Origin of the sequence: Nocardiopsis sp. FIRDI 009 (assembly GCF_003386285.1) — a bacterium.
Lineage (GTDB): Bacteria > Actinomycetota > Actinomycetes > Streptosporangiales > Streptosporangiaceae > Nocardiopsis.
On sequence record NZ_QPNC01000035.1, the window covers coordinates 1 to 24,833 of the forward strand.

General features: G+C 71.0%; 22 protein-coding genes. 7 read left to right on the plus strand and 15 right to left on the minus strand.

From position 1 onward, the window contains the following. Positions 1-349 precede the first annotated feature (349 nt). Entirely contained in the window at positions 350-2,779 is a 2,430-nt protein-coding gene (locus DVR05_RS24090; protein WP_116248198.1) for a UvrD-helicase domain-containing protein, read from the minus strand. 139 nt (positions 2,780-2,918) lie between these two features. Here DVR05_RS24090 and DVR05_RS24095 point away from each other — a divergent pair, with 139 nt between their 5' ends. Further along, complete coding sequence (locus DVR05_RS24095; RefSeq protein ID WP_116248199.1) at positions 2,919-3,848, plus strand: nucleoside hydrolase; 930 nt, start codon at positions 2,919-2,921, stop codon at positions 3,846-3,848. 84 nt (positions 3,849-3,932) lie between these two features. On the opposite strand, the gene DVR05_RS24100 is transcribed toward DVR05_RS24095, so the two are convergent. Both DVR05_RS24100 and DVR05_RS24105 read right to left on the minus strand, forming a co-directional pair. Beyond that, on the minus strand, positions 3,933-4,589 hold the full coding sequence (locus tag DVR05_RS24100; protein ID WP_232832298.1) for a response regulator transcription factor: 657 nt from the start codon (positions 4,587-4,589) through the stop codon (positions 3,933-3,935). 105 nt (positions 4,590-4,694) lie between these two features. After that, positions 4,695-5,897 carry an ATP-binding protein gene (locus DVR05_RS24105; RefSeq protein WP_116248201.1) on the minus strand — a complete coding sequence of 401 codons (1,203 nt, stop codon included), beginning with the start codon at positions 5,895-5,897 and terminating at the stop codon, positions 4,695-4,697. A gap of 220 nt (positions 5,898-6,117) precedes the next feature. On the opposite strand from DVR05_RS24105, the gene DVR05_RS24110 reads away from it, so the two are divergent. Both DVR05_RS24110 and DVR05_RS24115 read left to right on the plus strand, forming a co-directional pair. Then, on the plus strand, positions 6,118-7,479 hold the full coding sequence (locus tag DVR05_RS24110) for a PspC domain-containing protein (protein ID WP_116248202.1): 1,362 nt from the start codon (positions 6,118-6,120) through the stop codon (positions 7,477-7,479). Further along, positions 7,466-7,678 carry a hypothetical protein gene (locus DVR05_RS24115; RefSeq protein ID WP_116248203.1) on the plus strand — a complete coding sequence of 71 codons (213 nt, stop codon included), beginning with the start codon at positions 7,466-7,468 and terminating at the stop codon, positions 7,676-7,678. The genes DVR05_RS24110 and DVR05_RS24115 overlap by 14 nt, the downstream gene beginning before the upstream one ends. Before the next feature lie 21 nt (positions 7,679-7,699). Here DVR05_RS24115 and rsmA read toward each other — a convergent pair whose 3' ends face one another. After that, entirely contained in the window at positions 7,700-8,596 is an 897-nt protein-coding gene (gene rsmA, locus DVR05_RS24120) for a 16S rRNA (adenine(1518)-N(6)/adenine(1519)-N(6))-dimethyltransferase RsmA (RefSeq protein WP_116248204.1), read from the minus strand. Between the two features lie 27 nt (positions 8,597-8,623). Further along, entirely contained in the window at positions 8,624-9,790 is a 1,167-nt protein-coding gene (locus DVR05_RS24125; RefSeq protein WP_232832293.1) for a resuscitation-promoting factor, read from the minus strand. Positions 9,791-10,222: 432 nt separating this feature from the next. Here DVR05_RS24125 and DVR05_RS24130 point away from each other — a divergent pair, with 432 nt between their 5' ends. The 3 genes from DVR05_RS24130 (at position 10,223) to DVR05_RS24140 (ending at position 14,585) form a co-directional block, all read left to right on the plus strand. Further along, complete coding sequence (locus DVR05_RS24130) at positions 10,223-11,317, plus strand: CaiB/BaiF CoA-transferase family protein (RefSeq protein WP_116248205.1); 1,095 nt, start codon at positions 10,223-10,225, stop codon at positions 11,315-11,317. A gap of 95 nt (positions 11,318-11,412) precedes the next feature. Beyond that, a complete protein-coding gene (locus tag DVR05_RS24135) occupies positions 11,413-13,749 on the plus strand; it encodes a hypothetical protein (RefSeq protein ID WP_232832294.1) in 2,337 nt (778 codons plus the stop codon). A 485-nt stretch (positions 13,750-14,234) separates the two neighbouring features. After that, positions 14,235-14,585, plus strand: a complete 351-nt coding sequence (locus DVR05_RS24140; RefSeq protein ID WP_116248206.1) for an STAS domain-containing protein — start codon at positions 14,235-14,237, stop codon at positions 14,583-14,585. A 16-nt stretch (positions 14,586-14,601) separates the two neighbouring features. Here DVR05_RS24140 and DVR05_RS24145 read toward each other — a convergent pair whose 3' ends face one another. Then, positions 14,602-15,312 (minus strand): M50 family metallopeptidase, encoded by a 711-nt coding sequence (locus tag DVR05_RS24145; protein ID WP_116248207.1) that lies wholly within the window; start codon positions 15,310-15,312, stop codon positions 14,602-14,604. Between the two features lie 268 nt (positions 15,313-15,580). On the opposite strand from DVR05_RS24145, the gene DVR05_RS24150 reads away from it, so the two are divergent. Continuing rightward, positions 15,581-15,799 carry a hypothetical protein gene (locus DVR05_RS24150; protein ID WP_157982529.1) on the plus strand — a complete coding sequence of 73 codons (219 nt, stop codon included), beginning with the start codon at positions 15,581-15,583 and terminating at the stop codon, positions 15,797-15,799. Between the two features lie 141 nt (positions 15,800-15,940). Here the strand turns inward: DVR05_RS24150 and DVR05_RS24155 are convergent, their stop codons facing one another. The 9 genes from DVR05_RS24155 to DVR05_RS24195 all read right to left on the minus strand — a co-directional run bounded on the left by DVR05_RS24155 (position 15,941) and on the right by DVR05_RS24195 (position 24,800). Beyond that, positions 15,941-16,387, minus strand: coding sequence for an SRPBCC family protein (locus DVR05_RS24155; protein WP_116248209.1), 447 nt, complete (start codon positions 16,385-16,387; stop codon positions 15,941-15,943). A gap of 47 nt (positions 16,388-16,434) precedes the next feature. After that, on the minus strand, positions 16,435-17,448 hold the full coding sequence (locus tag DVR05_RS24160; RefSeq protein ID WP_116248285.1) for an NUDIX hydrolase: 1,014 nt from the start codon (positions 17,446-17,448) through the stop codon (positions 16,435-16,437). A gap of 11 nt (positions 17,449-17,459) precedes the next feature. Then, positions 17,460-19,532 carry an RNA degradosome polyphosphate kinase gene (locus DVR05_RS24165; RefSeq protein ID WP_116248210.1) on the minus strand — a complete coding sequence of 691 codons (2,073 nt, stop codon included), beginning with the start codon at positions 19,530-19,532 and terminating at the stop codon, positions 17,460-17,462. A gap of 229 nt (positions 19,533-19,761) precedes the next feature. Further along, positions 19,762-20,697: a CPBP family intramembrane glutamic endopeptidase gene (locus tag DVR05_RS24170; protein WP_198659332.1), complete on the minus strand. Its 936-nt coding sequence runs from the start codon at positions 20,695-20,697 to the stop codon at positions 19,762-19,764. A 200-nt stretch (positions 20,698-20,897) separates the two neighbouring features. Then, positions 20,898-21,722 (minus strand): ectoine/hydroxyectoine ABC transporter ATP-binding protein EhuA, encoded by an 825-nt coding sequence (ehuA, locus tag DVR05_RS24175; protein ID WP_116248211.1) that lies wholly within the window; start codon positions 21,720-21,722, stop codon positions 20,898-20,900. Next, on the minus strand, positions 21,709-22,347 hold the full coding sequence (gene ehuD, locus DVR05_RS24180; protein WP_116248212.1) for an ectoine/hydroxyectoine ABC transporter permease subunit EhuD: 639 nt from the start codon (positions 22,345-22,347) through the stop codon (positions 21,709-21,711). The genes ehuA and ehuD overlap by 14 nt, the downstream gene beginning before the upstream one ends. Continuing rightward, positions 22,344-23,072 carry an ectoine/hydroxyectoine ABC transporter permease subunit EhuC gene (gene ehuC, locus DVR05_RS24185; protein WP_116248213.1) on the minus strand — a complete coding sequence of 243 codons (729 nt, stop codon included), beginning with the start codon at positions 23,070-23,072 and terminating at the stop codon, positions 22,344-22,346. Before ehuC ends, ehuD begins: the two co-directional genes overlap by 4 nt. A 7-nt stretch (positions 23,073-23,079) precedes the next feature. Next, positions 23,080-23,916: an ectoine/hydroxyectoine ABC transporter substrate-binding protein EhuB gene (ehuB, locus tag DVR05_RS24190; protein WP_116248287.1), complete on the minus strand. Its 837-nt coding sequence runs from the start codon at positions 23,914-23,916 to the stop codon at positions 23,080-23,082. A 467-nt stretch (positions 23,917-24,383) separates the two neighbouring features. Then, complete coding sequence (locus DVR05_RS24195; protein ID WP_116248214.1) at positions 24,384-24,800, minus strand: ectoine synthase; 417 nt, start codon at positions 24,798-24,800, stop codon at positions 24,384-24,386. Positions 24,801-24,833: the final 33 nt, after the last annotated feature.

Below are 24,833 nucleotides of genomic sequence, written 5' to 3' on the forward strand. Positions count from 1 at the left end.
CTTTATCAGGTGTTCCGTGTCCCGCCAAACCGGCGGTTTCGGATCAACCGAACGGGGTAAAGCACCCGCTTGTCCTGCTTCGCCTTTTCGTGGATCTCTCCGCTCCGAGGCAACTCCCCGATCGTACACGCCCCGAGCACCTGCTCGAACCGCGTCCGGGCGGATCGCACGGACGATGATGAACCGTCCGGAATCCTGGGGAACGACCGGCACGTCCGCGAAGATGTCGCGTCCGGTTCGCTCGGTCGTCCCCAACTCTACCCCCGTGGGAGAGTGTTCGTGACACGTTTCCACGAACGTGGCGGTGTCGTGTCCTGCGCCTGACCCGGTGCGGGCACCGCCCCAACGGCTACAGCTTCTCGATTGGGGCGTACTTGACCAGGAAGTCCTTCTCCCCGATGTCCGCGCCGAAGTCGATCCGGGCCTTGGTCTTGTCGCCCGCGCCCTCGACCAGCTGGACACGGCCCATGCCGAACGAGTCGTGGTTGACCAGATCCCCCACGCTCAGTGTCGGAGCGTCCTTCTTCGGGCCCCCGCCCGCGCCGCGCGATCTCGTCCCGCCCGAGCCGCCGCCGAACCCGGAGCCACCCCCGAGCCCCCCCGAGCTCCAGGACGACCCGCCGATGCTCCGGCTCGGCGGAGCCGCCAGGGTCGACTCCGCCCGGCGCCACTCCACGAGCGACGACGGGATCTCGTCGATGAACCGGGAGGCCGGGTTGTACGAGGGCGACCCCCAGGCGCTGCGCACGGCGGCACGACTCACGTACAGGAGCTGTTGGGCACGGGTGAGCCCGACGTAGGCGAGCCGCCGCTCCTCCTCCAACTCCTGTTTGTCCCCGAGCGTACGCATGTGCGGGAAGACCCCGTCCTCCATGCCGGTCAGGAACACCACCGGGAACTCCAGTCCCTTGGCGGAGTGCAGCGTCATCAGCGTGACCACGCCGCCCTCGTCGTCCGCGTCGGGGATCTGGTCGGTGTCGGCGACCAGCGAGATCCGCTCCAGGAAGTCGACGAGCGTCGGCTCACCCGGATCCACGGCTCCGCTCCGTGTCCCCTCACCGGGACCGGACTCGTCCGCCGGTCCGCCCCCGGCCTCCGCCAAGGGCTCGTCGACGTCCTGCGGCTCCTCCTCCAGCAGGGCCGCGAAGGTGTGCTCGAACTCGCGCGCCAGGTCGACGAACTCCTCCAGGTTCTCCACCCGGCTCTCGTCCTGGATGTCCTTGGACTCGGTGAGCTCGGACAGGTAACCCGTCTTGTTCAGCACGGCCTCGACGATCTCGGCCGGGGTGCTCGTCGGCACGATCTCGGCCAGTTCGTCCAGCAGTGCGGTGAACGACCCCACCGCGCGCGCCGACCGGGTGGCGATGCCGGGGATCTCGTCCACCCTCCGCAACGCCCGGGCGAACGAGATCCGCTCCCGCGCGGCGAAGAGTTCGACCGCCTCCTCCGCGCGCGCCCCGATACCGCGCTTGGGCACGTTGAGGATGCGCCGCAGGCTGACGGTGTCCTCCGGGTTGGCCAGCACACGCAGGTAGGCCAGGATGTCCCGGATCTCCTTGCGCTCGTAGAAGCGCACCCCGCCGACGATCTTGTACGGCAGCCCCATCCGGACGAACACGTCCTCGAACACACGGGACTGCGCGTTGGTCCGGTAGAAGACCGCCACCTGACCCGGCGTGACCGTCCCGTCGTCCGTGAGCCTGTCGATCTCGCCCACGACGAACGCGGCCTCGTCGTGTTCGTTGTCGGCGACGTAACCCGTGATGGCGGGCCCCTCGCCCTTCTCCGACCACAGGTTCTTGGCCGGGCGTCCCTCGTTCCGGTCGATGACGGCGTTGGCCGCCGACAGGATGGTCTGGGTGGAACGGTAGTTCTGCTCCAGCAGGATGGTCCGCGCGTTGGGGAAGTCGCGCTCGAACTCCAGGATGTTGCGGATGGTCGCGCCGCGGAACGCGTAGATCGACTGGTCCGCGTCACCGACCACGCACAGCTCGGCGGGCGGGACCGGAGCGACCACCGCCGGGTCCCCCGCCCCGGAATCGTCCGCGTCCGCCACCCCGACCAGCTCACGGACGAACACGTACTGCGCGTGGTTGGTGTCCTGGTACTCGTCGACCATCACGTGCCGGAACCGGCGCCGGTAGTACTCCGCCACGTCCGGATACATCTGGAACAGGTTGACGGTGAGCATGATCAGGTCGTCGAAGTCCATGGCGCCCGCCTCGTGCAGGCGGCGCTGGTACAGCTGGTAGGCCTCGGCGAGCTTCTTCTCCTGCTCGCTCTGGGCCTGTTCGGCGAAGGTGTCGTAGTCGACGAGTTCGTTCTTGAGGTTGGACACCTGGGCGGAGAAGGACTTGGGCGGGAACCGCTTGGGGTCCAGGTCCATCTCCTTGCAGACCAGCTGCATGAGGCGCGCGGCGTCGGCGGAGTCGTAGATCGTGAAGCTGCTCGGGTAGCCGAGCCGGTGCCCCTCCCGGCGCAGGATCCGCACGCACGCCGAGTGGAAGGTCATCGTCCACATGGTGTTGGCCGCCCGGGCGCCGAGCAGCGCCTCGATACGCTCCCTCATCTCGGCCGCGGCCTTGTTGGTGAAGGTGATGGCGAGGATCTCGCCGGGCCGCACCCCGCGTTCGGCCATGAGGTAGGCGACGCGGTGCGTGAGGACACGGGTCTTGCCCGAACCGGCACCCGCCACGATCAGGAGCGGAGCGCCGCTGTGGGTGACCGCCTCGCGCTGGGGACCGTTCAGACCTTCGAGGAGCTGTTCTTGGGAGGACACGACTACCAGGTTACGGCCCCCGTGCGACACGGGTACCGCCCCCGCATCGATGGTCCGATGAGGCCCTTTGGGCGAATTAGGCTGTTCTGGTACGGGTCCCTTCCGGGACCGTTCGACGTTTCGGGGGAGTTCCTTGACCATGCGTGTGTTCGTCGACTGTGACCCTGGCATCGATGACGCCGTCGCGCTCGCCTACCTCGCCGCCCGGCCCGAGGTGGAGATCGTCGGCGTCGGCGCGGTGTTCGGCAACAACAGCGTGGAGGTCACGGCGGACAACGCGCTGCGGCTGCTCGACCTGTACGGGCGCCCCGGCGTGCCCGTGGCGGTCGGCGCGGGGCGTCCGCTGGTCCAGGCGCCGCGCCTGGCCGAGCACGTACACGGACGCAACGGGCTCGGCGACGTCGAGCTGCCCGCCCCGACCGGCAAGCCGGTGGACGAGACCGCCGCCGAGCTGCTGGTGCGGCTGGTGCGCGAGTCGCCCGGCGAGATCGACGTACTGGCCGTGGGCCCGCTGACCAACCTGGCGATCGCCCTGGGCCTGGAGCCGGAGCTGCCCAGGCTGGTGCGCCGCCTGGTGGTGATGGGCGGCGCCGTCCGTGTTCCGGGCAACGTCGCCTCGCACGTCGAGGCCAACATCAACAACGACCCCGAGGCCGCCGAGGCGGTGTTCGCCGCCGGGTTCGACCTGGACCTGATCGCGCTGGACATCACCATGAAGACGGTCGCCACGCCCGAGTGGCTGGCGGAGCTCAAGGAGGTCCGCGGCGAGCGCGCCGAACGCACCTCGGCCTTCCTCGACTTCTACGCGGAGTTCTACACGGGGATCTTCGGCGTCCGCCAGTGCGCGATGCACGATCCGCTGGCCGCCGCCGTCCTGGTCGACCCGCACCTGGTGACGGACTCCTTCGAGGAGCCGCTGCGGGTGGAGCTCTCCGGGAACCTGACCCGGGGGATGACCGTCGCCGACCTGCGCCCGCGCCCCTCGTCGGACGACCGCCGCCCCGCCCGGGTGGTCACCGAGGTCGCCGAGGCCGAGTTCCTCGGCCGGATGCTCGACGCCCTGCGCTGAGACGCCTTCCCGGCACGTCCGTCGGCCGTCGCCCCCGCCGGGGCGGCGGCCGACGCGTGTCGCGGCCCCGCCGGGGGACCGGGGTCAGACCAGTCGGCGCGCCGTCGCCCACCGGCTCAGCTCGTGCCGGTTGGACAGCTGGAGCTTGCGCAGCACCGAGGACACGTGGGTCTCGACGGTCTTGACCGAGATGAACAGCTCCTTGGCCACTTCCTTGTAGGCGTAGCCGCGGGCGATGTGGCGCAGGACCTCCCGCTCGCGCTGGGTGAGCCGGTCCAGTTCCGGGTCCACCGGCGGCGCGTCGGTCGCGGAGAACGCGTCCAGCACGAACCCGGCCAGCCTCGGTGAGAAGACGGCGTCGCCGTCGGCCACCCGGACGATCGCCTGGGCGAGGTCCCGGCCGGAGATGGTCTTGGTGACGTAGCCGCGCGCTCCGCCCCGCACGACCCCGATCACGTCCTCGGCCGCGTCGGAGACCGACAGTGCCAGGAAGCGGATCTGCGGGTGCTGGGCCAGGACGCGGCGCAGGACCTCGACTCCGCCGCCGCCGGGCAGGTGGACGTCCAGGAGAACGAGGTCGGGGAGCTGCTCGCCGATGACGCGTACCGCGCCGTCGACGTCTCCGGCCTCCCCGACGACCTCGACGGCGTCGCCGAGCTCGCCCCGCACACCGCTGCGGAACAGCCGGTGGTCGTCCACGATCACGACACGGGGGACCGCGTCACCGTCACTGAAGCGCATGCTCTCGTCTGCCACATCCTGGACTCTATCCAGCACCCTCGGCCTCCCGGTACCCGTGTTCGAAGGGTGTCCGCATCCGGTCGTGTCCGCAACCGGTTCCGGAAGCTAGTACTGCGGGATTCTGGGCATGCGCAACTGCACCTCCGTTCCCTCACCCGGGGCGGTACGGATCCGCGCCGAACCGCCGTGTCGCTCCATGCGGCCGATGATGGAGCCGCGCACGCCCATGCGGTCCCCGGGCACCTCGTCGAGGTCGAACCCGGCGCCGCGGTCCCGGACGAAGACCAGGACCTCCTCCTGGTCGACCTCCCCGAACACCGACAGGCTGTCGCACCCGGCGTACTTGGAGGCGTTGACCATGGCCTCCCGAGCAGCGCGGAGCATCGCGCCCAGCGCGTCGTCGATGGGGCAGTCGCCCACGCACACCACCTCGATCGGGACGCCGTGCTCCTCCTCTACCTCGGCGGCGACGCGTTCCAGACCGGGCGAGACGGTGGTCTCGGCGTCGGCGGGGCGCTGGTAGAGCCAGCTGCGCAGGGCCCGCTCCTGGACGCGGGCCAGGCGCTGGACCTCGCGGGGGTCGTCGGCCCGGCGTTGGATGAGTGTGAGGGTGTGCAGGACGGAGTCGTGGATGTGCGCGGCGAGTTCGGCGCGTTCGGCGTTGCGGATGCGCTCGCGACGCTCCTGGTCGCGGTCGCGGACCAGGCCGATGATCCACGGGGCGACGACCAGCGAGATGCCCGCGAGCAGGGTGAAGGCGAAGGTGAGCCCGGCACGGGCGTCCTGGAGCTGCTGCTGGAAGGCGAGGAAGCCGATGACGCCGACGACGATGAGCAGGACGCCCGCGCCCGTGCGCATGAGCCCCTTGCTTCCGGGGCGCCGCACGGTCGTGGACATCCACTCGTCGCGCTGGGCGGGGTTGGCCTGCTGCCACAGGATGGTGGCGCCGAGCGCGCCGAAGACGACGAACCACAGGAGCGGGTCGAAGACGCCGCCGAAGACGAGGAAGAGGGTGCCCAGTCCGACGCCGAGACCGACGTAGGCCAGGAGTTGGGACACGTCGCGCCCCTTGCGCAGTGCCCCGTCCCGGCCCTCCTCCGCGGCCTCCGCCTCCTCCTTGGGCACGAAGAAGAACAGGGCGATGTAGACCGCGACGCCGATACCGCCGACGGACAGGGCCATGAAGGCGAGCCGGACCACGACGGGGTCGACGCCCAGGTGCCGGGCCAGCCCGGCGGCGACCCCGCCGAGGAGCCGACCGTCCACAGCCCGGGTGAGCCTCGGTTGGTCGGCCACCGTTCCTGCCACCGCCCGATCACCGCTTCCGTCCGTGTGCGTCGCGGGTGGGCGCGCCGCCCCCGCGTTTCCCGTGTGACCAGGATGCACGGTGTGCGGGATCGGGCACCATCGGGTGGCACCCCCGGTCGGGCCCGGGTGCCGGTCAGGGTGGGTTCAGGGTCGTCCCGGATTCCGGCGACCGGCGTGTCCGGGCGACGATGGGGAGACGAGGAGGGTGCGGTGATCGACGATGACTGACGGTCCGGCGGCGGAGGCGGCCACGCTCGAACCCGAGCGTGAACTCCGCAAGGGTGAGGACCGTGTGCTCGCGGGTGTGTGCACGGGGCTCGGCCGCTACACGGACACCGACCCGATCGTGTGGCGCACCGCGTTCGCGCTGACGGCGTTCGCGGGGGCGACCGGTCTCCTCCTCTACGTCGGCGCCTGGATGCTCATGCGCGACGACAGGGGCGGACCGGCGACCTTCGAGCAGATGCTGGACCGGAGCATCCCGTCCCGGACGGTGGTGAAGCTGCTCGCGGTCGGGCTGGCGACGGCGACCGCGCTCAGCCTGGTCGGCGGGTTCGGCTGGACGACCCTGGTCCTGACCGTCCCGCTGGTCCTGGGGTTGCTGGCCGCGCGCAACCGGGGTGTGGACCTGCGGGCGAGCTTCCTGGGTCTGCGCGACGAACTCCGTCGGCGGCGGCCGCCCCCGACCACACCCGCCCCGGAGCCGGCACCGAGCTACTTCAACCCGGCGCAGCCCTGGGCCTCGGCCCCGCAGGGCCCGGTGGACCTGGCCGTGGTCGCCGAGCGCACCGCCGGGACGGGCGACGGGCCGCGTGTGCCCGGAGCGGACGGCGGCGGTGCGGCGCCTCCCGGGAGCGGAGCGCCAGAATCCGGGGAGCGGCCCTGCGGCGGGGAGTCCCGCCGCGGCGGGGTGCGGCTGGCCTCCCTCGCCCTGTGGACGATCCTCGGCCTCGCCGTGGCCGTGTCGGTCGTGGCCCGGGGGTGGGACTCGTCACTGTGGAGCCGGGAGACCGCCGAACTGGTGTTCGGCCCGGAGACCGGGGTCTTCTTCCTGGCCGGAGCGTTGGCGATCGTGGGTGTGTACGCCCTGGTCGGCACGTGGGCGGGTCGGACCGGTGGCCTGACGGCGCTGGGTCTGGTCCTGGCGCTGGCGGCGACCGCCGCGCTGTCGACCGACCTGACCCGGCTGCGTGTCGGCGAGACCGTGTGGCGGCCGGAGACGGTGGCCGAGGCCGAGTCGGGCGACTACCGGTTGACGGCGGGGATGGCCACGCTAGATCTCACCGGTCTGGCGGATCTGGGTCCCGGCGACACGCTCGACCTGAGTGTCCGGGTGAACGGGGTGACGACGCTGCTCCTGCCCGAGGAGGCGCACGTGGAGGTGGACTCCCACCTGGGCGTCGGCCTGGTGGACCTGGGGGGCGGCCGGGACAGGAGCGGAACGCCTCTCGACCACCGGGAGGTCCTCCCGCCGGTCGCGGCGGACGGAAGTGGCGGGAACGGCGAGGACGCCCCCCCGTCGATCAGCGTGGACACCGACGGGCTGGTCGGGGTTGTGGAGGTACGGCATGGCGAGGCGTAGGACGGACTGGGGGTCGTTCGTCGCGGGGCTGCTGTTCCTGGGGCTGGCGCTGGCGTTCGTCGTCCGGGGCACGGGCGATTGGGAGTTCAACGTGGTGTGGGTGCTGCCGGTGCTGGCGGCGGGACTGGGTGTGGCCGGTGTGGCGCGTGCGCTCACACGGTCGCGCGGCCACGGCGACCGCGCCGAGCCGCGGAGCTGAGGGACCCGAGGCGGACAGCCCTCAGTCCCGCGGCCGGTGTTCCGCGATGGCCGCGAACTCCTCGATCCCGAGCGACTCGCCCCGCGCGGTCGGGTCGACCCCCGCCGCGCGCAGGGCCTTCTCGGCGGCCGGGGCCGAGCCCGCCCACCCGGCGAGGGCGGCGCGCAGGGTCTTGCGACGCTGGGCGAAGGCGGCGTCGACGACCCGGAAGACCTCCTCGCGGGTGGCCTCGGTGACGGGGGGCGGACGGCGGATCAGCTCGACCAGCCCGGAGTCGACGTTGGGCGCGGGCCAGAAGACGTTGCGCCCGACCGACCCCGCTCTCCTGGCCGCGGCGTACCAGGCGATCTTGGCCGAGGGGACGCCGTAGATCCGGCCGCCCGGGGTGGCGGTGATCCGATCGGCGACCTCCGCCTGCACCATGACCAGCGCCCGTCCGAGGCTGGGGAGCAGGTCGAGCAGGTGGAGCAGCACCGGCACGGACACGTTGTAGGGCAGGTTGGCCACGAGCGCGGTGGGCGCGGGACCGGGGACCTCCGCGACCCGCATGGCGTCGCCGGGGACGACGCGCAGCCGGTCGGCGAGGTCGGGGGCGTGGGCGGCGACGGTTCCGGGCAGTGCCTCGGCCAGGGTCGGGTCGATCTCGATCGCGGTGACCTGGCGCACGTGCGGCAGCAGGGCCAGGGTGAGCGAGCCGAGGCCCGGTCCGACCTCGACGACCACGTCGTCGGCGGTGACCCCCGCGACCCTGACGATCCGGCGGACGGTGCCGTGGTCGATGACGAAGTTCTGGCCCAGGGTCTTGGTGGGCCGGACGCCGAACCGTTCGGCGAGCGCGCGCACGTCGGCGGGCGTCAGCAGTCGGGACTGCTCGGACGGGTCGGTCGGGTCGGGTGCGGGTGTCTGTGTCACCCCCACATCTTGCCATCGTCGGAGCAGCGGAACTCATTCGAACAGTCGCGCACCGCAGTGCGGCCACTGACTCCGCCAGTTCCCGCCGACGTCGGCGTACAGCTGCTGGGCGCGTCGGGTCTGCTCCGCCGCGCTGGCCTCCGAGGGCAGCCCGGTGCCGCCGACCGAACTCCAACTGCTGGGGCTGAACTGGTAGAGACCGTAGTAGCCCGCGGGGTTGACGGCCGTGGGGTCGCCGCCCGACTCGCACTCGGCGAGCGCGGCCCAGTTGAGTCCGGCCGCCGGCCCTCCTCCGACCGGGGCCGTCGGCTCCGGCGGCCGGGTGCCGACGCGGACGAGGCCGTCGACCGGTTCGGTGACGATCGTCTCGGACAGCTCGTGTTCGACCTCCCGCCCGTCGCGCAGCACGGTGGCGGTGACGACCTCCCTGAGGCCGTCGACCGGTTCGGTGACCACCTCGCGCTCGCCCTCGGGGAGTTCGGGGTCCTCCTCCTCGACGGTCCGCGCCTCGATGACGATCTCCTCCGTGACGGGTTCTCCGATGACTGGGAGGATCCGGACGACCATGTCGGGTTCGGCGGGCTCGTCGGGTCCGGGGGTGACGACGTCGTGTTCGCCGGGTGTGACCCCGGCGGCGTCGAGGACGTCGGCGACGGTGGTGCCGGCGGTGCGCGTCTCGGTCCGGACGGTGTCGTACATCACCACCATGCGCGGGGCCCGTTCGGCGCTGACGGTGAGTCCGTCGTCGGGCAGGGGCGTGTCCCGGTCCTGGGAGAGTTCGACGGCCTCGGGGTCGAGGCCGATCTGCGGGAGGGCCTCTCCGAGGGTGGCGGCGTGGACGCTGTGGTCGAGTGCGTGGCCGTCGAGCTCGACGGTGAGGTCCCGGGGCGAGCGCAGGACGACGTGCTCCCCGTCGGCGACCGGCGCGTCCGGGGCGGGGGCGATGACGTCCCCCTCGGCGAGGGTGATCCCGGCGGCGTCGAGGACGTCGGCGACGGTCCCGCCGAAGGTGCGGATCGTGCGCTCCTCACCGTTGGCGTCGAGGACGACGCTCCGGTCCAGGGTGAGGGCGGTCACTCCGGCGGCGGCCGCCAGGAGCCCGGCGGCGGCCGCGGCGAGGAGCGGGAGGGGCGTGGCACGGCGGGCGCGGCGGCGCCCGCTCCGGGCGCCGCGGGAGGAATTCCTCGGAACACGACTCATGGTGGATTCACCCTTTTTCTGAGGGAGGCCCTTTTTCTGAGGGGGAAACGGCCCGGACGACCGTCCGTCGCGTCTCCGAAGGCCGGACGGCCCACGCGACGGTTCGCCCCTCGCCGTTCCTGGGGATGGCGAGGGTTCACGCTGGCGGCGGAAGATTTCCGGCACAACGGAAAACCAGTGCGGAGCGCGCTCCGCAGTTCTTGTGCCCAGCGGCCATCGTCACATTAACACTCATTGAAGAATGACCCATGAAACTCGACCGAAATTCGCGCACGGGGCCGCGGCCCGGCGTATCACCGAACCACCGGGGCGGGAACCCCTCCCCCGTGTGGCACCCGGACCGCTGAGACTGCACAATGAACCGAACGTCGTTCTAGTCGAACGGTCGGCGCTCGCCCGCGCACAGTCCACCCCAGGTTCAGGAGGCCACCCATGGGACCCCTCAACGGAATCCGTGTCGTCGAGTTCACCGGTATCGGCCCCGCCCCCATGACCGGGATGCTCCTCGCGGACCTGGGAGCCAGCGTCATCCGCCTCGACCGGCCCGCCGCCGCCGAGGCGATGCGCTCCGGGGCGAGCGGCCCGCACATGAGCGAGGGACGCACCGTCCTGGGCGCCGACCTCAAGTCCGACGAGGGCCGCGAGTTCGCGCTCGACCTCGTGGCACGCGCCGACGTCCTCCTGGAGGGCTTCCGCCCCGGGGTCATGGAGCGGCTCGGCCTCGGCCCCGACACGTGCCTGGAACTCAATCCGCGTCTGGTCTACGCCCGGGTGACCGGCTGGGGACAGGACGGACCCCTGGCGCACACCGCCGGGCACGACATGAACTACGTCTCCGTCAACGGCGCGCTGCACTCGATCGGCCGCGCGGACGGCCCGCCCGTCCCCCCGATCAACCTGCTCGGGGACTTCGCGGGCGGAACGATGTTCGCGGTCACGGGCATCCTCAGCGCCCTGGTCGAGCGCCAGGGGTCGGGCCTGGGCCAGGTGGTGGACGCCGCGATGGTCGACGGCAGCTCGCTGCTCATGTCGATGGTGCACGAGGACCGCGCCCGCGGTTCCTGGAGCGACGAGCGCGGCACCAACTACCTCGACACCGGCGCCCCCTGGTACGACGTGTACGCGTGCGCCGACGGCCGCCACGTGTCGGTCGCGTGCATCGAGCCGCAGTTCTACGCGGCCTTCCTGGAGGGCACCGGCCTGACCGAGGAGAACCTGCCCCACCAGTGGGACCGCCAGGGATGGCCCCGGCTGCGCGAGCGGTTCGCCGAGGTCCTGCGCGGCCGCACCCGCGACGAGTGGGCCGAGGTCTTCGAGGGCACCGACGCGTGCGTGACTCCGGTCCTGTCGCTGGCGGAGGCCCCCGACCACCCGCACGTGCGGGCCCGCGGAACGCTCGTCCGCGACGGCGAGCGCGTGCTGTCCGGACCCGCGCCCCGCTTCGGCCGCACCCCCGGCGGTGTCACCCGGGGACGGGAGCTGCCGGACACGGACGAGACCCTCAGGCGGTGGGGTCTGAAGAGTTAGGCCGTGGCGGACACAACCCCCGCCCGGACGCCGGGTCCCCCACCGCGACGCCCCTGGTCACTAGGGTGTTCGACCGAACACGACGGGGGGCGGCCATGACGGGGAAGCGAAGGGAGACGGGACCGCTGGGGACGCGGGACCGGAACACCCGCCCGGGGGTTCTCGCGCTCCTGGCGGTCCTCCTCACCGCCGCGGCGTCGGCCCTGGTGTGCACGGGACCGCCCGCCACCGCCGACACGCGCGGGGCCACCGCTTCCCCCCTCACCACGACGGACGGTGGCCCCGTGGTCCTGGTGGGGATTCCGGGGCTGCTGTGGCGGGACGTCACACCCGAGTCCACACCGGCCCTCTGGGGGCTGGCGGGTCGGACCTCGATCGCCAACGTGTCCATCCGCACGGCCACCTCCCGCACGTGCCCCACCGACGGCTGGCTCTCCGTGTCGGCGGGACAGCGTGCGCTGTCCGTGCGCGAGCACTTCACGGTGTGCGAGCCCGCGCCCAAGCCCCAGCGGAGGGGGATGGGGGCCCGGGTCACCGACTTCGAGACGTACGTGCGTCAGAACGCGGAGTCGGTCTTCGCCGCGCCCGTGGGCCTGCTCGGCCAGGCCGTGCGTGACGCGGGCGGAACGACCCTCGCGATCGGCCCGGGGGCCGCCGTCGGCGCGGCCGACACCTCCGGGGCGGTCGACCGCTACCTGCGCGACGTGGAGGACCTGACATCCGACCATCTCCGCAAGGCGTCGCTGGCCGTGGTCGAACTTCCGGAGCTGACCCGCCTCTACCCCGACCTGACACGTCCGCGCCCCGTCTTCGCCCCCGGCGCCGACGACAGTGACGGCGACGGCGGCAGTGATGACGGGGGGGAGCGCACCGACCCCGACGACGTGCCGGAGTGGGAGCGCGACCAGGCGCTGGCCGAGATCGACGGCCACGTGCGCGCCATCACCCGCCTCCTGCCCGAGGGCACGACCCTGATGGTGGTCGGCGTGTCCATGGACACCGGCCCCTCCGAACTCACCGTCGCCATGTCGGGCCGCGTCACCGACGAGGGCGTGGCGGGCCGGGAGGGGTTCCTGGCCTCGGAGTCGACCCGGCGCGCCGGGCTGGTGGCGCTCACCGACACCACGCCGAGCGTCATGGGCGCGCTCGGCGTGGACCCGCCGGACCCGACCGGTGGTCGCGCCTGGCACACGACGGCTCGCCCGGCGACGACCGCGGCGGCGGTGGACGAGCTGGTGGCCTTCAACACCGCGGCCACCGTCGTGGGCACCGCGCTCCCCGGGTTCTACAGCGGCCTGGTGACCTTCCAGCTCCTCATCTACGCGGCGGCGGCCTTCGCCCTGCACCGGTACTCCAACGGCCAGCCCGCCAAACGGTCGCTGGTGTTCTCCGTCACGCGGATCGTGGCGCTGGCCGGGGCCGCCTTCCCGGTGGCCAGCTACCTCGCCAACCTGGTCCCCTGGTGGGCCTCCACCGTCCCGTTCCTCGCCCTCCTCACCTGCGTGGTCGCCGCCGACGCGCTGGTCGTGGCGGCCGCCGTGGCCGGTCCGTGGCGGCGGTCGATCCTCGGTCCGATGACCGTGGTGGCGGGCGCGACCACGGCCGTGCTCTTCCTCGACCTGTGTTTCGGCGCCAACCTCCAGATGAACTCGCCGACGGGGTACTCGCCGATCGTCGCGGGCCGGTTCTACGGGATCGGGAACATCGCCTTCGCCACGTTCGCGACCGGGATGCTCATGGCGGTGGCGGGGATCTCGCACGAACTCGTCACGCGGGGGCGGCGGGGAGCCGCCGTGGCCACCACCCTCGCCGTGGGGGCGGCCACGGTGCTGATCGTCGGCTGGCCCGGGCTGGGCACCGACTTCGGCGGGGTGATCGCCCTGATCCCGGGGCTGGCGGTGACGGCGATGATGATCGCGGGGGTGCGGGTCACCCCATCGCGACTGGCCGTCGTGGGGGTCGTCGCCGTGGCGGCGATCACCGCGTTGGCCTGGTTGGACCTCCAGCGCCCGGTGCAGGCGCGCAGCCACGTCGGCGCGTTCGCCGCCCAGGTGCTGAGCGGGGAGGCGGGCACGGTGCTGGGCCGCAAGCTGTCGGCCATGCTCGGCACCTTCGGCAACTGGCAGCTGACCCTGCTCGCGGCGTGCGCCCTGGTGTTCCTGTTCGCGGTGCTCAACCGGCCGACCAACTGGCGGATCGGTGCGCTCCAACGGGCCTACGAGTACGCGCCGACACTCCGGGCGGGTCTGACCGGTTCGCTGGTGACCGCCCTGGTGGGGTTCGCGGTCAACGACTCGGGGGTGGCGATCCCGGCGATCGCGCTGACGGTGGCGGTCCCGCTCGCGCTGTCGGCGTGCGTGTGGGCGCTCCAGCAGGAGGATCTGACCCCGCCGGAGCTCGCCGAACCGGCCCGAACCGCCCAAGGGACGTGACACGCGCCCCGGGCATCACGTGGGCACAAAGCACACGAGCACGACCTTGCGTCGCTCACGTCACGAATCGGCTACGGGCCTGTGGTAAAGTCCGAGGCTGGGCGGCCCTCGCGGAAACGATCATCGATGCGGCCGACCGGTTCCACCGACCAGCCCGCTCCACCGCACGGGAGACGAGGAACCCCACGGCGGCACCCGCCACGGCGCGGGTCCCGCCCCCGTCCCGGCCGCGGGACCCGGTGTCCACGGAACTTTCGCGCCGTCCTCGCGCGTTCGAGGTACTGACGCGCTTTCCTGAGCAGGTCATGCGAGAAGGGCGTCTCATCCCCGGCCCCGGCACGGGGCACCAGGCAAGGAACTTGATGAACCAGCAGCTTCGCTACCGCCGTAAGGCAACGGACACACCGGGTGGCACCCGCTTCCGGGGTGGCGCGCGGCCCGCCTCGCCCACCCGTCTGGCACGGCCCGAGTTCGCCGGAGTGGCAATGCCCGACCTGACCATCGCCTCCACCCTGAACGACACGGCGCGCGTCCTGTCGTTGGACGGGGAGATCGACATGGCCACCGAGCACCGCTTCCAGGACGCGGTGATCGAGGCGCTGACCACCCAGCCGTCCGGGCGCGTGGTCCTGGACTGCTCGGATCTGCGGTTCATCGACTCCAGCGGGCTGCGTGTGCTCATCCGCGCGCACAAGGCCGCTCGGGAGCAGCGGGCGCTGCTGGCCATCGCAGCCCCGTCCGACCGGGTGCTGCAGACTCTACGGGTGACCGCCCTGGACACCCGGATCCCGGTCTTCTCCTCGGTCGCCGAGGCGCTCTCCGCACCGCACTCCTGAGCCGGGCCCACCGAACCTAGCTCAGCAGGAGCAGCCACACGCCCAGGACGGTCACCGCGATGTTGACCAGGGCGAAGACCACCACCCACCAGATGCCCGGCACGCCCGTGAGACGGGCCAGCTGGTCGGCGTCGGAGTGGGGGGAGGGCTGGTGCATCCGCTGGGCCTGGAGTTCGAACACCGGGCGGACCCCCGCGAAGAGCAGGAACCAGGTGAACAGGTAGGCGAAGGCCGCCTGCGCCTCCGGCGGGGTGAACCAGCTGACCCCGAAGACGACGGCACCGGTGCCCACGATCGACACCACGCCGTAGACGTTCCTGATCATCAGCAGCATCGCGGCGAGAACGACGATGCTGAGCCACAGCAGGGCCGTGATCCGGTCGGACATGAGCATGAGGATGCCCAGGAGCCCGACCGCGGACGGCGAGACGTAGCCCGCGAAGACGGTGAGGATCATCCCGACACCGGTCGGCCTGCCCCGGGAGACGGTCACTCCGGAGGTGTCGGAGTGCAGACGGATCCCCGTGAGCTGGCGTCCGCTGAGCAGTGCCACCAGGGCGTGTCCGCCCTCGTGCGCGATGGTGACGACGTTGCGGGCCACCCGCCACGCCGACCCGAGCAGGACGGCGGCCAACGCCAGGACGGCGGCGGCGACGACGATCCACTGGTCGGGGGCGGGTTGGACGGACAGCACCTCACGCCAGACGTCACCGAAGGTTGTTCCCACCGCTGCTCCCGACTCGTCGGCGTTCCGTCACGGGCCCGTGCGGGACACCTCCGGCGCTCAGTCTCCTCCGGGAGGCGGCCGGTCTGGGGGACGCGGGCCCTCGCCGAACTTTAGGACATTTGCGTCCGGGGCGTACCTGTCGTGGGGAAGCCGGCCGCTCCGAGGCCAATCGACGCCAAGTGCGTCGAAGTACTGGCCAAACGGGGAGCGCCACCCTAAAGTCACCACTGATGGTAGTTAACTGACTACACAAAGTGAGGATTCGCACGTGAAACGTACTGCTGCGCTCGCGCTCGTGACCATGGCGACCGGTGCCGCCATCGGCCTGGCCGCCGCTCCCGCCGCCGCCGACCACTACTTCAACGACCACCGCGGCGAGTCGAGCATGATGGACAAGGACGGCTACCACCACTGGCGCGACCAGGGCAAGGACACCGGCGGCTACCACGGCCACCACGACTGGCGCGACGGCTACTTCTGGCACTAGGCGCCACCCCTGGCGGTGACCACCCCAGGGGGCGCCCGGTCACGGCCCGAAGCCAGACGGAGGGCCGGGACGGGCACGGAACCGCGCCCCCGCCGCCGCCGGACCAACCGGCGTCGCGGCGGGGGCGCGTCCGTGTTCCGTTCAGTCCCGCTCGGCCGCCTCGGCCACGCCCCGGAGCCGCACCAGCGTCCGCTCGATGCCCCGGGCGTTCCTGGCGGGCGCGCCGAGCAGGATGTAGAACGCCGACGGGCCGCGGGTGTAGTCGAAGGTCTCGGTGACCCTCGTCACACCCTCGTCGGTCTCCTCCAGCTCGTACCGCCAGCGGTGCGGGCCGACGTGCCGCCAGGCGATCAGCCGGTCCTCCTCGAACTCCACCACCCGGTTGGACATCCGGTACGGCAGTCCGAACATCCGCATGGTCATCCCGAACCGGGAGCCGGGCGACAACCGTTCCGGACCGGACCGGACGCCCCGCACGGTGTCCGACCCGTCGAGCTCCGGGTGCCGCGCCGGCGAGGCGATGATGTCGAAGACGCGCCTGGCGGGAGCCTTGACGGTGATACTCCGCGAGATCCTGTGAGTGGCCATCGTCCGATGATGTCACCGCCCGGCCGACCCGCCGAACCGGCCCCGGATCATCCCCGGATACCGTGCCGCTCCACCCCCGCCAGCGCGCCGCCCGCGGCGACGTGCACCACCCAGAACGAACCCTTGCGCAGCCCCAACTGTTGGGAGACCGGCGCGTCGAGCCTGGTCAACGCCTCCCGCATCAGGTGCGGGACGAGTTCGCCGTGCGTGCACACCACGGTCGGGCGCCCCTCGGCGAGGATGTCGTGGAACGCCTCCCGCGCCGCCTCCACGTCGAACTCCGGGGACTCGCCCCGCGCGGTCCCGCGCACGGTGAAGGCCCGCTCGGTGCGCACCGGCACGTCGGCCTCGACGCTGTAGGGCAGCAGGGACTCGGTGCATCTGGCCGCCGCCGACGACACCGCGCGCGGCTGCCCGTAGGCGGCCAGCACACGCGGCAGGGCCAGCGCGTCGGCGCGGCCGGACTCGTCCAGGGGGCGGAGCAGGTCGTTGTCGCGCCAGGCGCGCTTCTCCCCCGCCGACAGGTGCCGCAGCACGATGACCGGGAAGGTCTCGGCGGGCCCGGCACGGAAGTTGTCGAGGACCTGGACGTCGTGGTCGTAGGTGAGGCGGACCAGGGCGTCCTCGACGGGCACCCACTCGACGGCGTCGACCTCCTCGTTGGCCTCGTAGTCGATCGGGCCGCCGGGCTCGGCGGGGGTGGCGGCCCACCACTCGACCTGTTTGGGCCACCCGTCCTTGAGGTAGCGCTGCGGTGGAAGCCGACGGCCGAGGACCGGGGTGAGGCCCGTCTCCTCCCGCACCTCGCGGACGGCGCCCGTGATGAGGTGTTCACCGTTCTTGAGCTTGCCCTTGGGCAGGGTCCAGTCGTCGCGGTCGGGCCGCCTGATCAGCACCACCTCGGCTCCGCCGCCGGGGCCGGTGCGCCACAGGACGGCGCCGCCCGCGCGGATCGGTTCCAGGTAGCCGCCGACGGCCGTGTCACGCGGGGGGAAGGCACTGGTGACGCGCGGTTCGCCGGGGACGGCCCCGGCGCTGTCGCTTCCGTCCGTGAGATCCATGTCCATGTCCATCAGCCTTCCACGACCCTCAGGTGCCGGTCCCCCCTCAGGGTGTCCTGAAGGTCCAGGAGCGGGTCACCGTCCGCGTCGTGGGTGGCCCGCTCCCACGTCCCGTCGGGCCGGAGCCGCCAGGACGAGGTGCCGTCCGACATGGCCAGTTCCATGAGCCCGACCAGGCGGCGGCACTGCTCCGGGTCGGAGACGCGCACCAGGGCCTCCACGCGCCGGTCGAGGTTGCGGGGCATGAGGTCGGCGCTGCCGATCCACACCTGGGGGCGCCAGCCGTTGGCGAAAACGAAGACACGGGAGTGTTCGAGGAACCGGCCCAGGATGCTGCGGACGCGGATGTTCTCGGACAGCCCGGGGACGCCCGGGCGCAGGACGCAGCTCCCGCGCACCCACAGGTCGACGCTGACACCGGCTTGGGAGGCGCGGTAGAGGGCGTCGACGATCTCGCGGTCGACCAGGGAGTTGACCTTGATGCGGATGTGGGCGGGTTCGCCCCTGCGACAGTTGTCGATCTCGCCCGCGATCTGGTTGAGGAGACCCTCCCGCAACGCGCTGGGGGCCACGAGCAGGCGCCGGTAGTGCTTCTTGCGCGAGAAGCCCGTGAGGCTGTTGAACAGGTCGCTGACGTCCTCTCCGACCTCCGGGGAGGCGCTGAACAGGCCCAGATCCTCGTAGATCCGCGCGGTCGCGGGGTTGTAGTTGCCGGTGCCGACGTGGCAGTAGCGGCGTAGCAGGCCGTCGTCGTCCTGGCGGATGACCATGGACAGCTTGCAGTGGGTCTTGAGCCCGACGACGCCGTAGACGACGTGACAGCCCGCGTCCTCCAGTTTGCGGGCCCACTGGATGTTGTTCTGCTCGTCGAAACGGGCCTTGACCTCGACCAGGACCACGACCTCCTTGCCCGCGCGGGCCGCCTCGATGAGCGCCTCGACGATGGGGGAGTCACCGCTGGTGCGGTAGAGGGTCTGCTTGATCGCCACGACCTTGGGGTCGGAGGCGGCCAGGGAGAGGAACCGCTCGGTGGTGGTGGCGAAGGACTCGTAGGGGTGGTGGACGAGGATCTCGCGCTCGCGGATCGAGGCGAACAGGTCGCCGGAGGTCAGGGCGCGCGGCTCGACGGGGACCAGGGGCGGGAAGCACAGCTCGGGCCGGTCGACGTCGGCGATCTGGGAGAGTCCGGCCAGGTTGAGCGGCCCGGGGACCCGGTAGATCTCCTCCTCCTCGGCGCCGAGGTGCCGGGTGAGGATGCCGAGCACCTCGTCGCTGATGGACTGCTCCACCTCCAGGCGCACCAGCGGGCCGAAGCGGCGGCGCAGGAGTTCCTGTTCGAGGGACTGGACGAGGTTGTCGGTCTCGTCCTCGTCGACCTCCAGGTCGGCGTTGCGGGTGACGCGGAAGGCGTGGTGTTCGACGACCTCCATGCCCTCGAACAGCTGCGGCAGGTGGGCGGCGATGACGTCCTCGACCGGGACGAAGCGGCCACCGGCTCCGGCGGTGAGTTCGATGAACCGGGGCAGGGAGCCGGGCACCTTGACGCGGGCGAACATCCAGCGTTCGTCGCGCGGGTCGCGGACGGTGACGGCGAGGTTGAGCGAGCGTCCGGAGATGTAGGGGAAGGGGTGGGCGGAGTCGACGGCGAAGGGGGTGACGAGGGGGTAGACGGAACGGCGGAAGTAACCGTGCAGGTACTCGTGTTCGGCGTCGTCGAGCTCGTTCCAGCGCACGATGCGGATGCCGACCTCGCGCAGGGCGGGGGCGACGCTGTCCTCGTAGCAGGCGGCCTGGCGGAGCACGAGTTCGCGGGTGAACTCCGAGACGCGTTCGAGGACGGCGCGCGGGTGGTGACCGGAGGAGGTCACGGAGACGCCGGTGGCGATGCGCCGCTTGAGTCCGGCCACCCGAACCATGAAGAACTCGTCCAGGTTGCTGGAGAAGATGGCGAGGAACCGAGCACGTTCCAGCAGGGGAATGGCCTCGTCCTCGGCGAGTTCGAGGACGCGTTGGTTGAACCGGAGCCAGCCCTCCTCCCGGTCCATGAACCTGTCCGGCGGCAGGTCGGCGATCGTGGGATCCACTGGTGTCGGTGCTGATTCCGTGCTCACAGGTGGCAGACTCCCCCCCGTTCATGACTGTACGGTGACCTCCCCGTGAGGAGAATATGACCGCAGTACGACTGCTATGGAGCTTCTGTACCCATTCGAACATCTTCACCCGAACTCCGAGCGGAGAGTTTGCGCGGACTTCACACGGTGAGACGGCGACGCACCCACGGTGAACACGGTGGGTCGCGGACCGCACGGGGGCTCAGTGCAGGAGGGCCTCGAGTCCCGGCGGCAGGACGAGGACGAACAGCGCCAGGCGCAGGGACACGGTGATCCACACGTTGCGGAAGCACGTCCACAGGTAGCCGTAGAGGACGCCGCCCACCCCGTAGCTGAGCAGGGACAGACCGAGGTCGTCCAGGAAGCCCTGGCCGCGGATCTGGGTGACCGCGTCGTGGGGCTGCGTGACCGCGTAGGCCAGGGCGAAGACGATCGAGGTCGCCCCGATCCCTCCCCAACGGCCCAGGATGAACTCCAGCCGGGTCTGCAGCATCGCGCGGAAGAAGATCTCCTCACACAGGGAGACCAGGGCGAAGGCCAGGAAGAAGCCGATGACGGCCAGGGACAGCGAGGGCAGGCCGAAGACGGGGACGAGCCGGTGGGCGATGAGACCCACGGCGAGGGCCACGGGGACCAGGCCGAGCCACCGCCAGGGCTCGCGTGCGGCCAGCGCGAGCGCGGGCATGGCGGTGCCCTTGCCGTCGATGGTGACGCCGGAGCGGTCCATGACGAGCATGGGCAGGGTGAACAGGAACAGCAGCCGGGAGACCAGGGAGACGGACATCCGCAGGTCCATGCCGATCTCCTCCCCGTACAGGGAGGAGACCCAGGAGAGCACGAACATGGCCAGGACGAACCCGCCGAGGAACACCATGAGCCAGCCGACCTCGCGGTGGATCGGGTGCCCGTCGAGGGCGGCGGCGACCCGCCGGTCGAGCTGGTCGCGTTCCCCGAACCAGCGGACGAGGAGCCAGGCGACCACGCCCGCGATCAGCATGGGGCCCCAGACGGCCACGTAGACGGGACGAGCCTCGCCCATGACGTCGGCGATCAGCTCGGGGCGGGCGGCCAGCGCCACGAGGAGCAGGGCGAAGAACACGCCCCACGAGATGAGCCCCCAACTTCGCACCTTGGTCACAAGAGTCCCCCCAGCCTCAGAGCACCCATTCTGCCCAAGGGGAAACTAAAAGTGACCTAATGACTACGGTATGTCGTCAGTGTGGCTGGAAGCGCGCACGTCGGCCCGGGACGCCGCGCGCCCCGGGCCGACGCACCGACCACCGGAACCCCGCCGGCCCCCGTCGGGGTGACCGGGGCCGGGTCGGGCCGGTCGGGCCCTCAGAACCCGTTGTCGAGCACCGACCGCAGGAAGGACTTGGTCCGGTCCTCGCGCGGGTCCTCGAAGATCTGCTCCGGCGGACCCTCCTCGGCGATCTGGCCCTTGTCGAACATCAGGACGCGGTGCGACACGTCGCGCGCGAAGCCCATCTCGTGGGTCACGCACAGCATCGTGATGTCCGTGGTCTCGGCGACCTGGCGCAGCACGTCCAGGACCCCCGCCACCAGCTCCGGGTCGAGGGCGGAGGTGACCTCGTCCAACAGCAGGATGTCGGGGCGCATCGCCAGCGCGCGGGCGATGGCCACGCGCTGCTGCTGGCCGCCGGACAGCTGCGTCGGGTGGGCGTCGATCTTGTCGCCGAGGCCGACCAGGTCCAGCAGCTCCTCCGCCCGCTGGTTCGCCTCGTCCTTGGACAGGCCGAGGACGTGCACGGGCGCCTCGATGACGTTCTTGCGCACCGTCATGTTGGGGAACAGGTTGAACTGCTGGAACACCATGCCGATGCTCCTGCGTCGGCGCCGCAGGTAGCTCTCGCTGGCGGGGACCAGGTGGCCGCCCCGCCGCATGTGGCTGAACGGCTCCCCGGCCACGTGGATGTGGCCCTCGGTGACCTTCTCCAGGGTCATGAGGAGGCGCAGGATGGTCGTCTTGCCCGAACCACTGGGGCCGATGAGCGTGACCCGCTCGCCGGGTTCGACCGAGAAGTCGAGGTGGTCGAGGACGGTGAGGTCCCCGAACCGCTTGACCACCTGGTCGAAGACGATCTGCGGCTGCCCCGAGCCCCCCTGGGGTGTTTCTGCGGACGGGGTGTCAGACGGCGGCATAGCGTCGCTCCAGTCGTCGAATCAGAATCGCGGAGGGGATGCTCACCGCGAGGAAGAGGAAACCGACCAGGGTGTAGGCCTCCACGACCTGGAAGCTGGCACTGCCGATCCTCCTGGCCTGGGTGAGCAGTTCGGCCACACCGATCGCCAGGAGCAGCGGTGTGTCCTTGAACATCGCGATCAGGTAGTTGCCCAGCGCCGGGATGACCTTGCGGATGGCCTGTGGCAGCACGATCGCGCCCCAGGTCCGGCTCGCGGGCAGGCTCAGCGCGCGGGCCGCCTCCCACTGCCCCTTGGCCACCCCCTCGATACCCGAGCGGTAGACCTCGGCGGTGTAGGCGGAGTAGTGCACGCCCAGCACGACGATGCCGACGGTCATCCCGGAGATGACGGAGGGGGTCAGCAGGAAGACGAAGACCAACTGGACCACGAGGGGGGTCGTCCGGATGAACTCCATGACCCCGTGCACGAGGGGACCGACCACGCGGACACGGCGGACGACGGCGATCAGCAGGCCGAGGGAGAGCGCGATGAGATAGCCCAGGATCGTGACCTGAACGGTGACCCACAGCCCGGACAGCAGGTCGGGCATGGCCTCGACGGTGAACTCGAAATCCCAGATCATATGCCCGCACCCCCGGAACCGGAGACGGCCGGGTGCTTCAGGAGCGCCTTCAGACCGGTGCCGCCGGGCGGTGTCCGGCCGAGCTTGCGGTTGGCGCGACGTTCGAGGAGACGCATGCCGAAGATCAGCACCTGCGCGATCAGGAAGTAGAAGAGAAGGGCGCCAAAGAAGGCCACGATCGTCTCACCGGTGGCCTGGCGCATCTGCTGCGCGACGGCGGTCAGGTCGACGACGCCGATGAGGTAGGCCACGGCGGTCGCCTTCATCAGCTCGATGATCAGGTTGCCGAACGTGGGCAGCATCTGCGCCCAGGCCTGCGGCAGGACGACCAGCCGCAGGCGCTGGAACCAGGACAGGTTCAGCGCGACGGTGGCCTCCACCTGCGCCTTGGGCACGGCGTTGATCGCCGCGCGGACCACCTCGGCGCCGTAGGCCCCGACGTTGAGCCCCACGGCGAGAATGGCGGCGAACCGGTCCTCCAGCTGGAAGCCGGTGATGAGCGGCAGCGCGAACGCCATCCAGAACATCAGCACGAGGGCGGCGACGCCCCGGAACACCTCGACGTAGACCGTGGCCACGGCCCTGGGCAACCAGTGGTTGATGGTGCCCAGGATGCCGAAGGCCATAGCCAGGACGAAGGCCAGGGCGCTGCCGCCGAGGGTGAGCTGGATCGTGACCCACGCGCCGTCGAGATAGAGCGGAAGCCGCTCGATCAGGAACTGCACGGCGGTATCAACCCTCGCAGAGTTCGGCGGTCGTGGTGTCGTCGGGCAGGTCGGCCTCGGTGAAGCCCCACTCCTCGCCCAGCTCCAGAAGGCGGTTGCTCTCCTTGAACTCGCCGATCACGCGGTTGACCTCCGCCAGGAGCTCGGTGTCCTCCTGGCGCATGGCCAGACCGCCCCAACCGCGCTGTTCCTTCCCGTCGATCTCGGGGAAGAACGCCTCGGTGACCTCGAAGGGGCCGCCGCGGTCGAGCAGCAGGTAGGTGTGGGACACGCTCAGCATGGAGACCGCGTCGACCCGGCCGGACTCCAGCAGCTCGTACCCGGCGGTCTGGTTGGAGATCAGCTCCAACTGGTCCTCGGGAATCCCGAAGTGCTCCGCGTAGGTCTGCTCCACGGACCCGTTGAGGACCGCCAGCTTCAGGTCGGAGTTGTCCACGAACGAGGTGAAGTGCGAGATGTCCTCGGGGTTGCCCTCCTTCACGAGGAAGGCCTCCGGCGAGGTCGCGGTCGGCTCGCTGAAGGCGACCTGCTCGCAGCGCTCCGGGGTGATGAACATACCCGCGGCGATGACGTCGAAGCGGTTGGCCTGCAAACCGGGGATCAGGCCGTCCCACGCGACCGGGGATGCCTGGACCTCGGGCACGCCCAGCTCCTCGAAGACCGCCGCGGCCACGGCCGGGGACTGTCCGGCGGGCTCCCCGGAGTCGTCGATGAAGCCGAAGGGGATCTCGTTGGCCAGGCCGATCCGGACGAAGCCCTGCTCGCGCAGCTGCTCCAGGGTCGAGGTACCCCCTTCCGTGCCACCGCCGTTCTCGACGCGGCTGCAGGCGGCGAGTCCGGCCACGGCCAGTCCGACGCCACCCAGACGGAATGCGTCCCGGCGACCCAGGGCTCCTCGGGTGACCGCTGATACCTGCTTCTTCACGACTGCTCCTCGTGTAACTGAGAGCGGCGCCGCGTCCAGGGGACGACGGCACCGCGCGTTCGGATGGGGACGCCTGTGCGGGCTGGTGTCCGCGGCCGAGTCACTCCGCGGGATCCGGCCGCCGACCGGGACACGGACCGACGGCGCAGATACGGGTTTCTCCCTCCCCGGGCCCGCCCGCCAGTAACGAAGCAGGTTTAGTCCGTTATGCACTGGTTATGAGCAATCGGCCGCGCGATGAACACCCCGGAGAGGTGTTCATGCTGGGTCACCTGTGACTTGTGACCCTGGGTGCGAAATCCGGTCACCCAGGGGACCCGGTGCCGCACACGACTGTGGGCGGGGCCCGAAACCACGGACCCCGCCCACGTGTTCACGTTCGGTCGTCAGGAGACCGGGGTGCCCTCCGACTCCGGCTCCTCGACGATGAGCGGGTACACGCCGTTCTCATCGTGCACCTCGCGCCCGGTCACCGGCGGGTTGAACACGCACAGCACACGGAAGTCCTCCTTGATGCGGAGCGTGTGCTTCTCGTGACCGTCGAGCAGGTAGAGGGTGCCCGGGGTGATGGTGTACTTCTCCCCGGTCTCCTCGTTGGTGAGCTCGGCCTCGCCCTCGATGCAGTGCACGAGTTCGACGTGGTTGGCGTACCACATCGTGGTCTCGGTGCCCGCGTAGAGGACGGTCTCGTGGAAGGAGAAGCCGACGCCCTCCTTCGCCAGAATCATCCGGCGGCTGCGCCAGTTGCCGTGCTTGACGTCGCGGTCGGTGTCGTTGACGTCATCCACGCTGCGAACGATCACTGCATTCTCCTTAACGCGCTCCTGCGCCGTCGC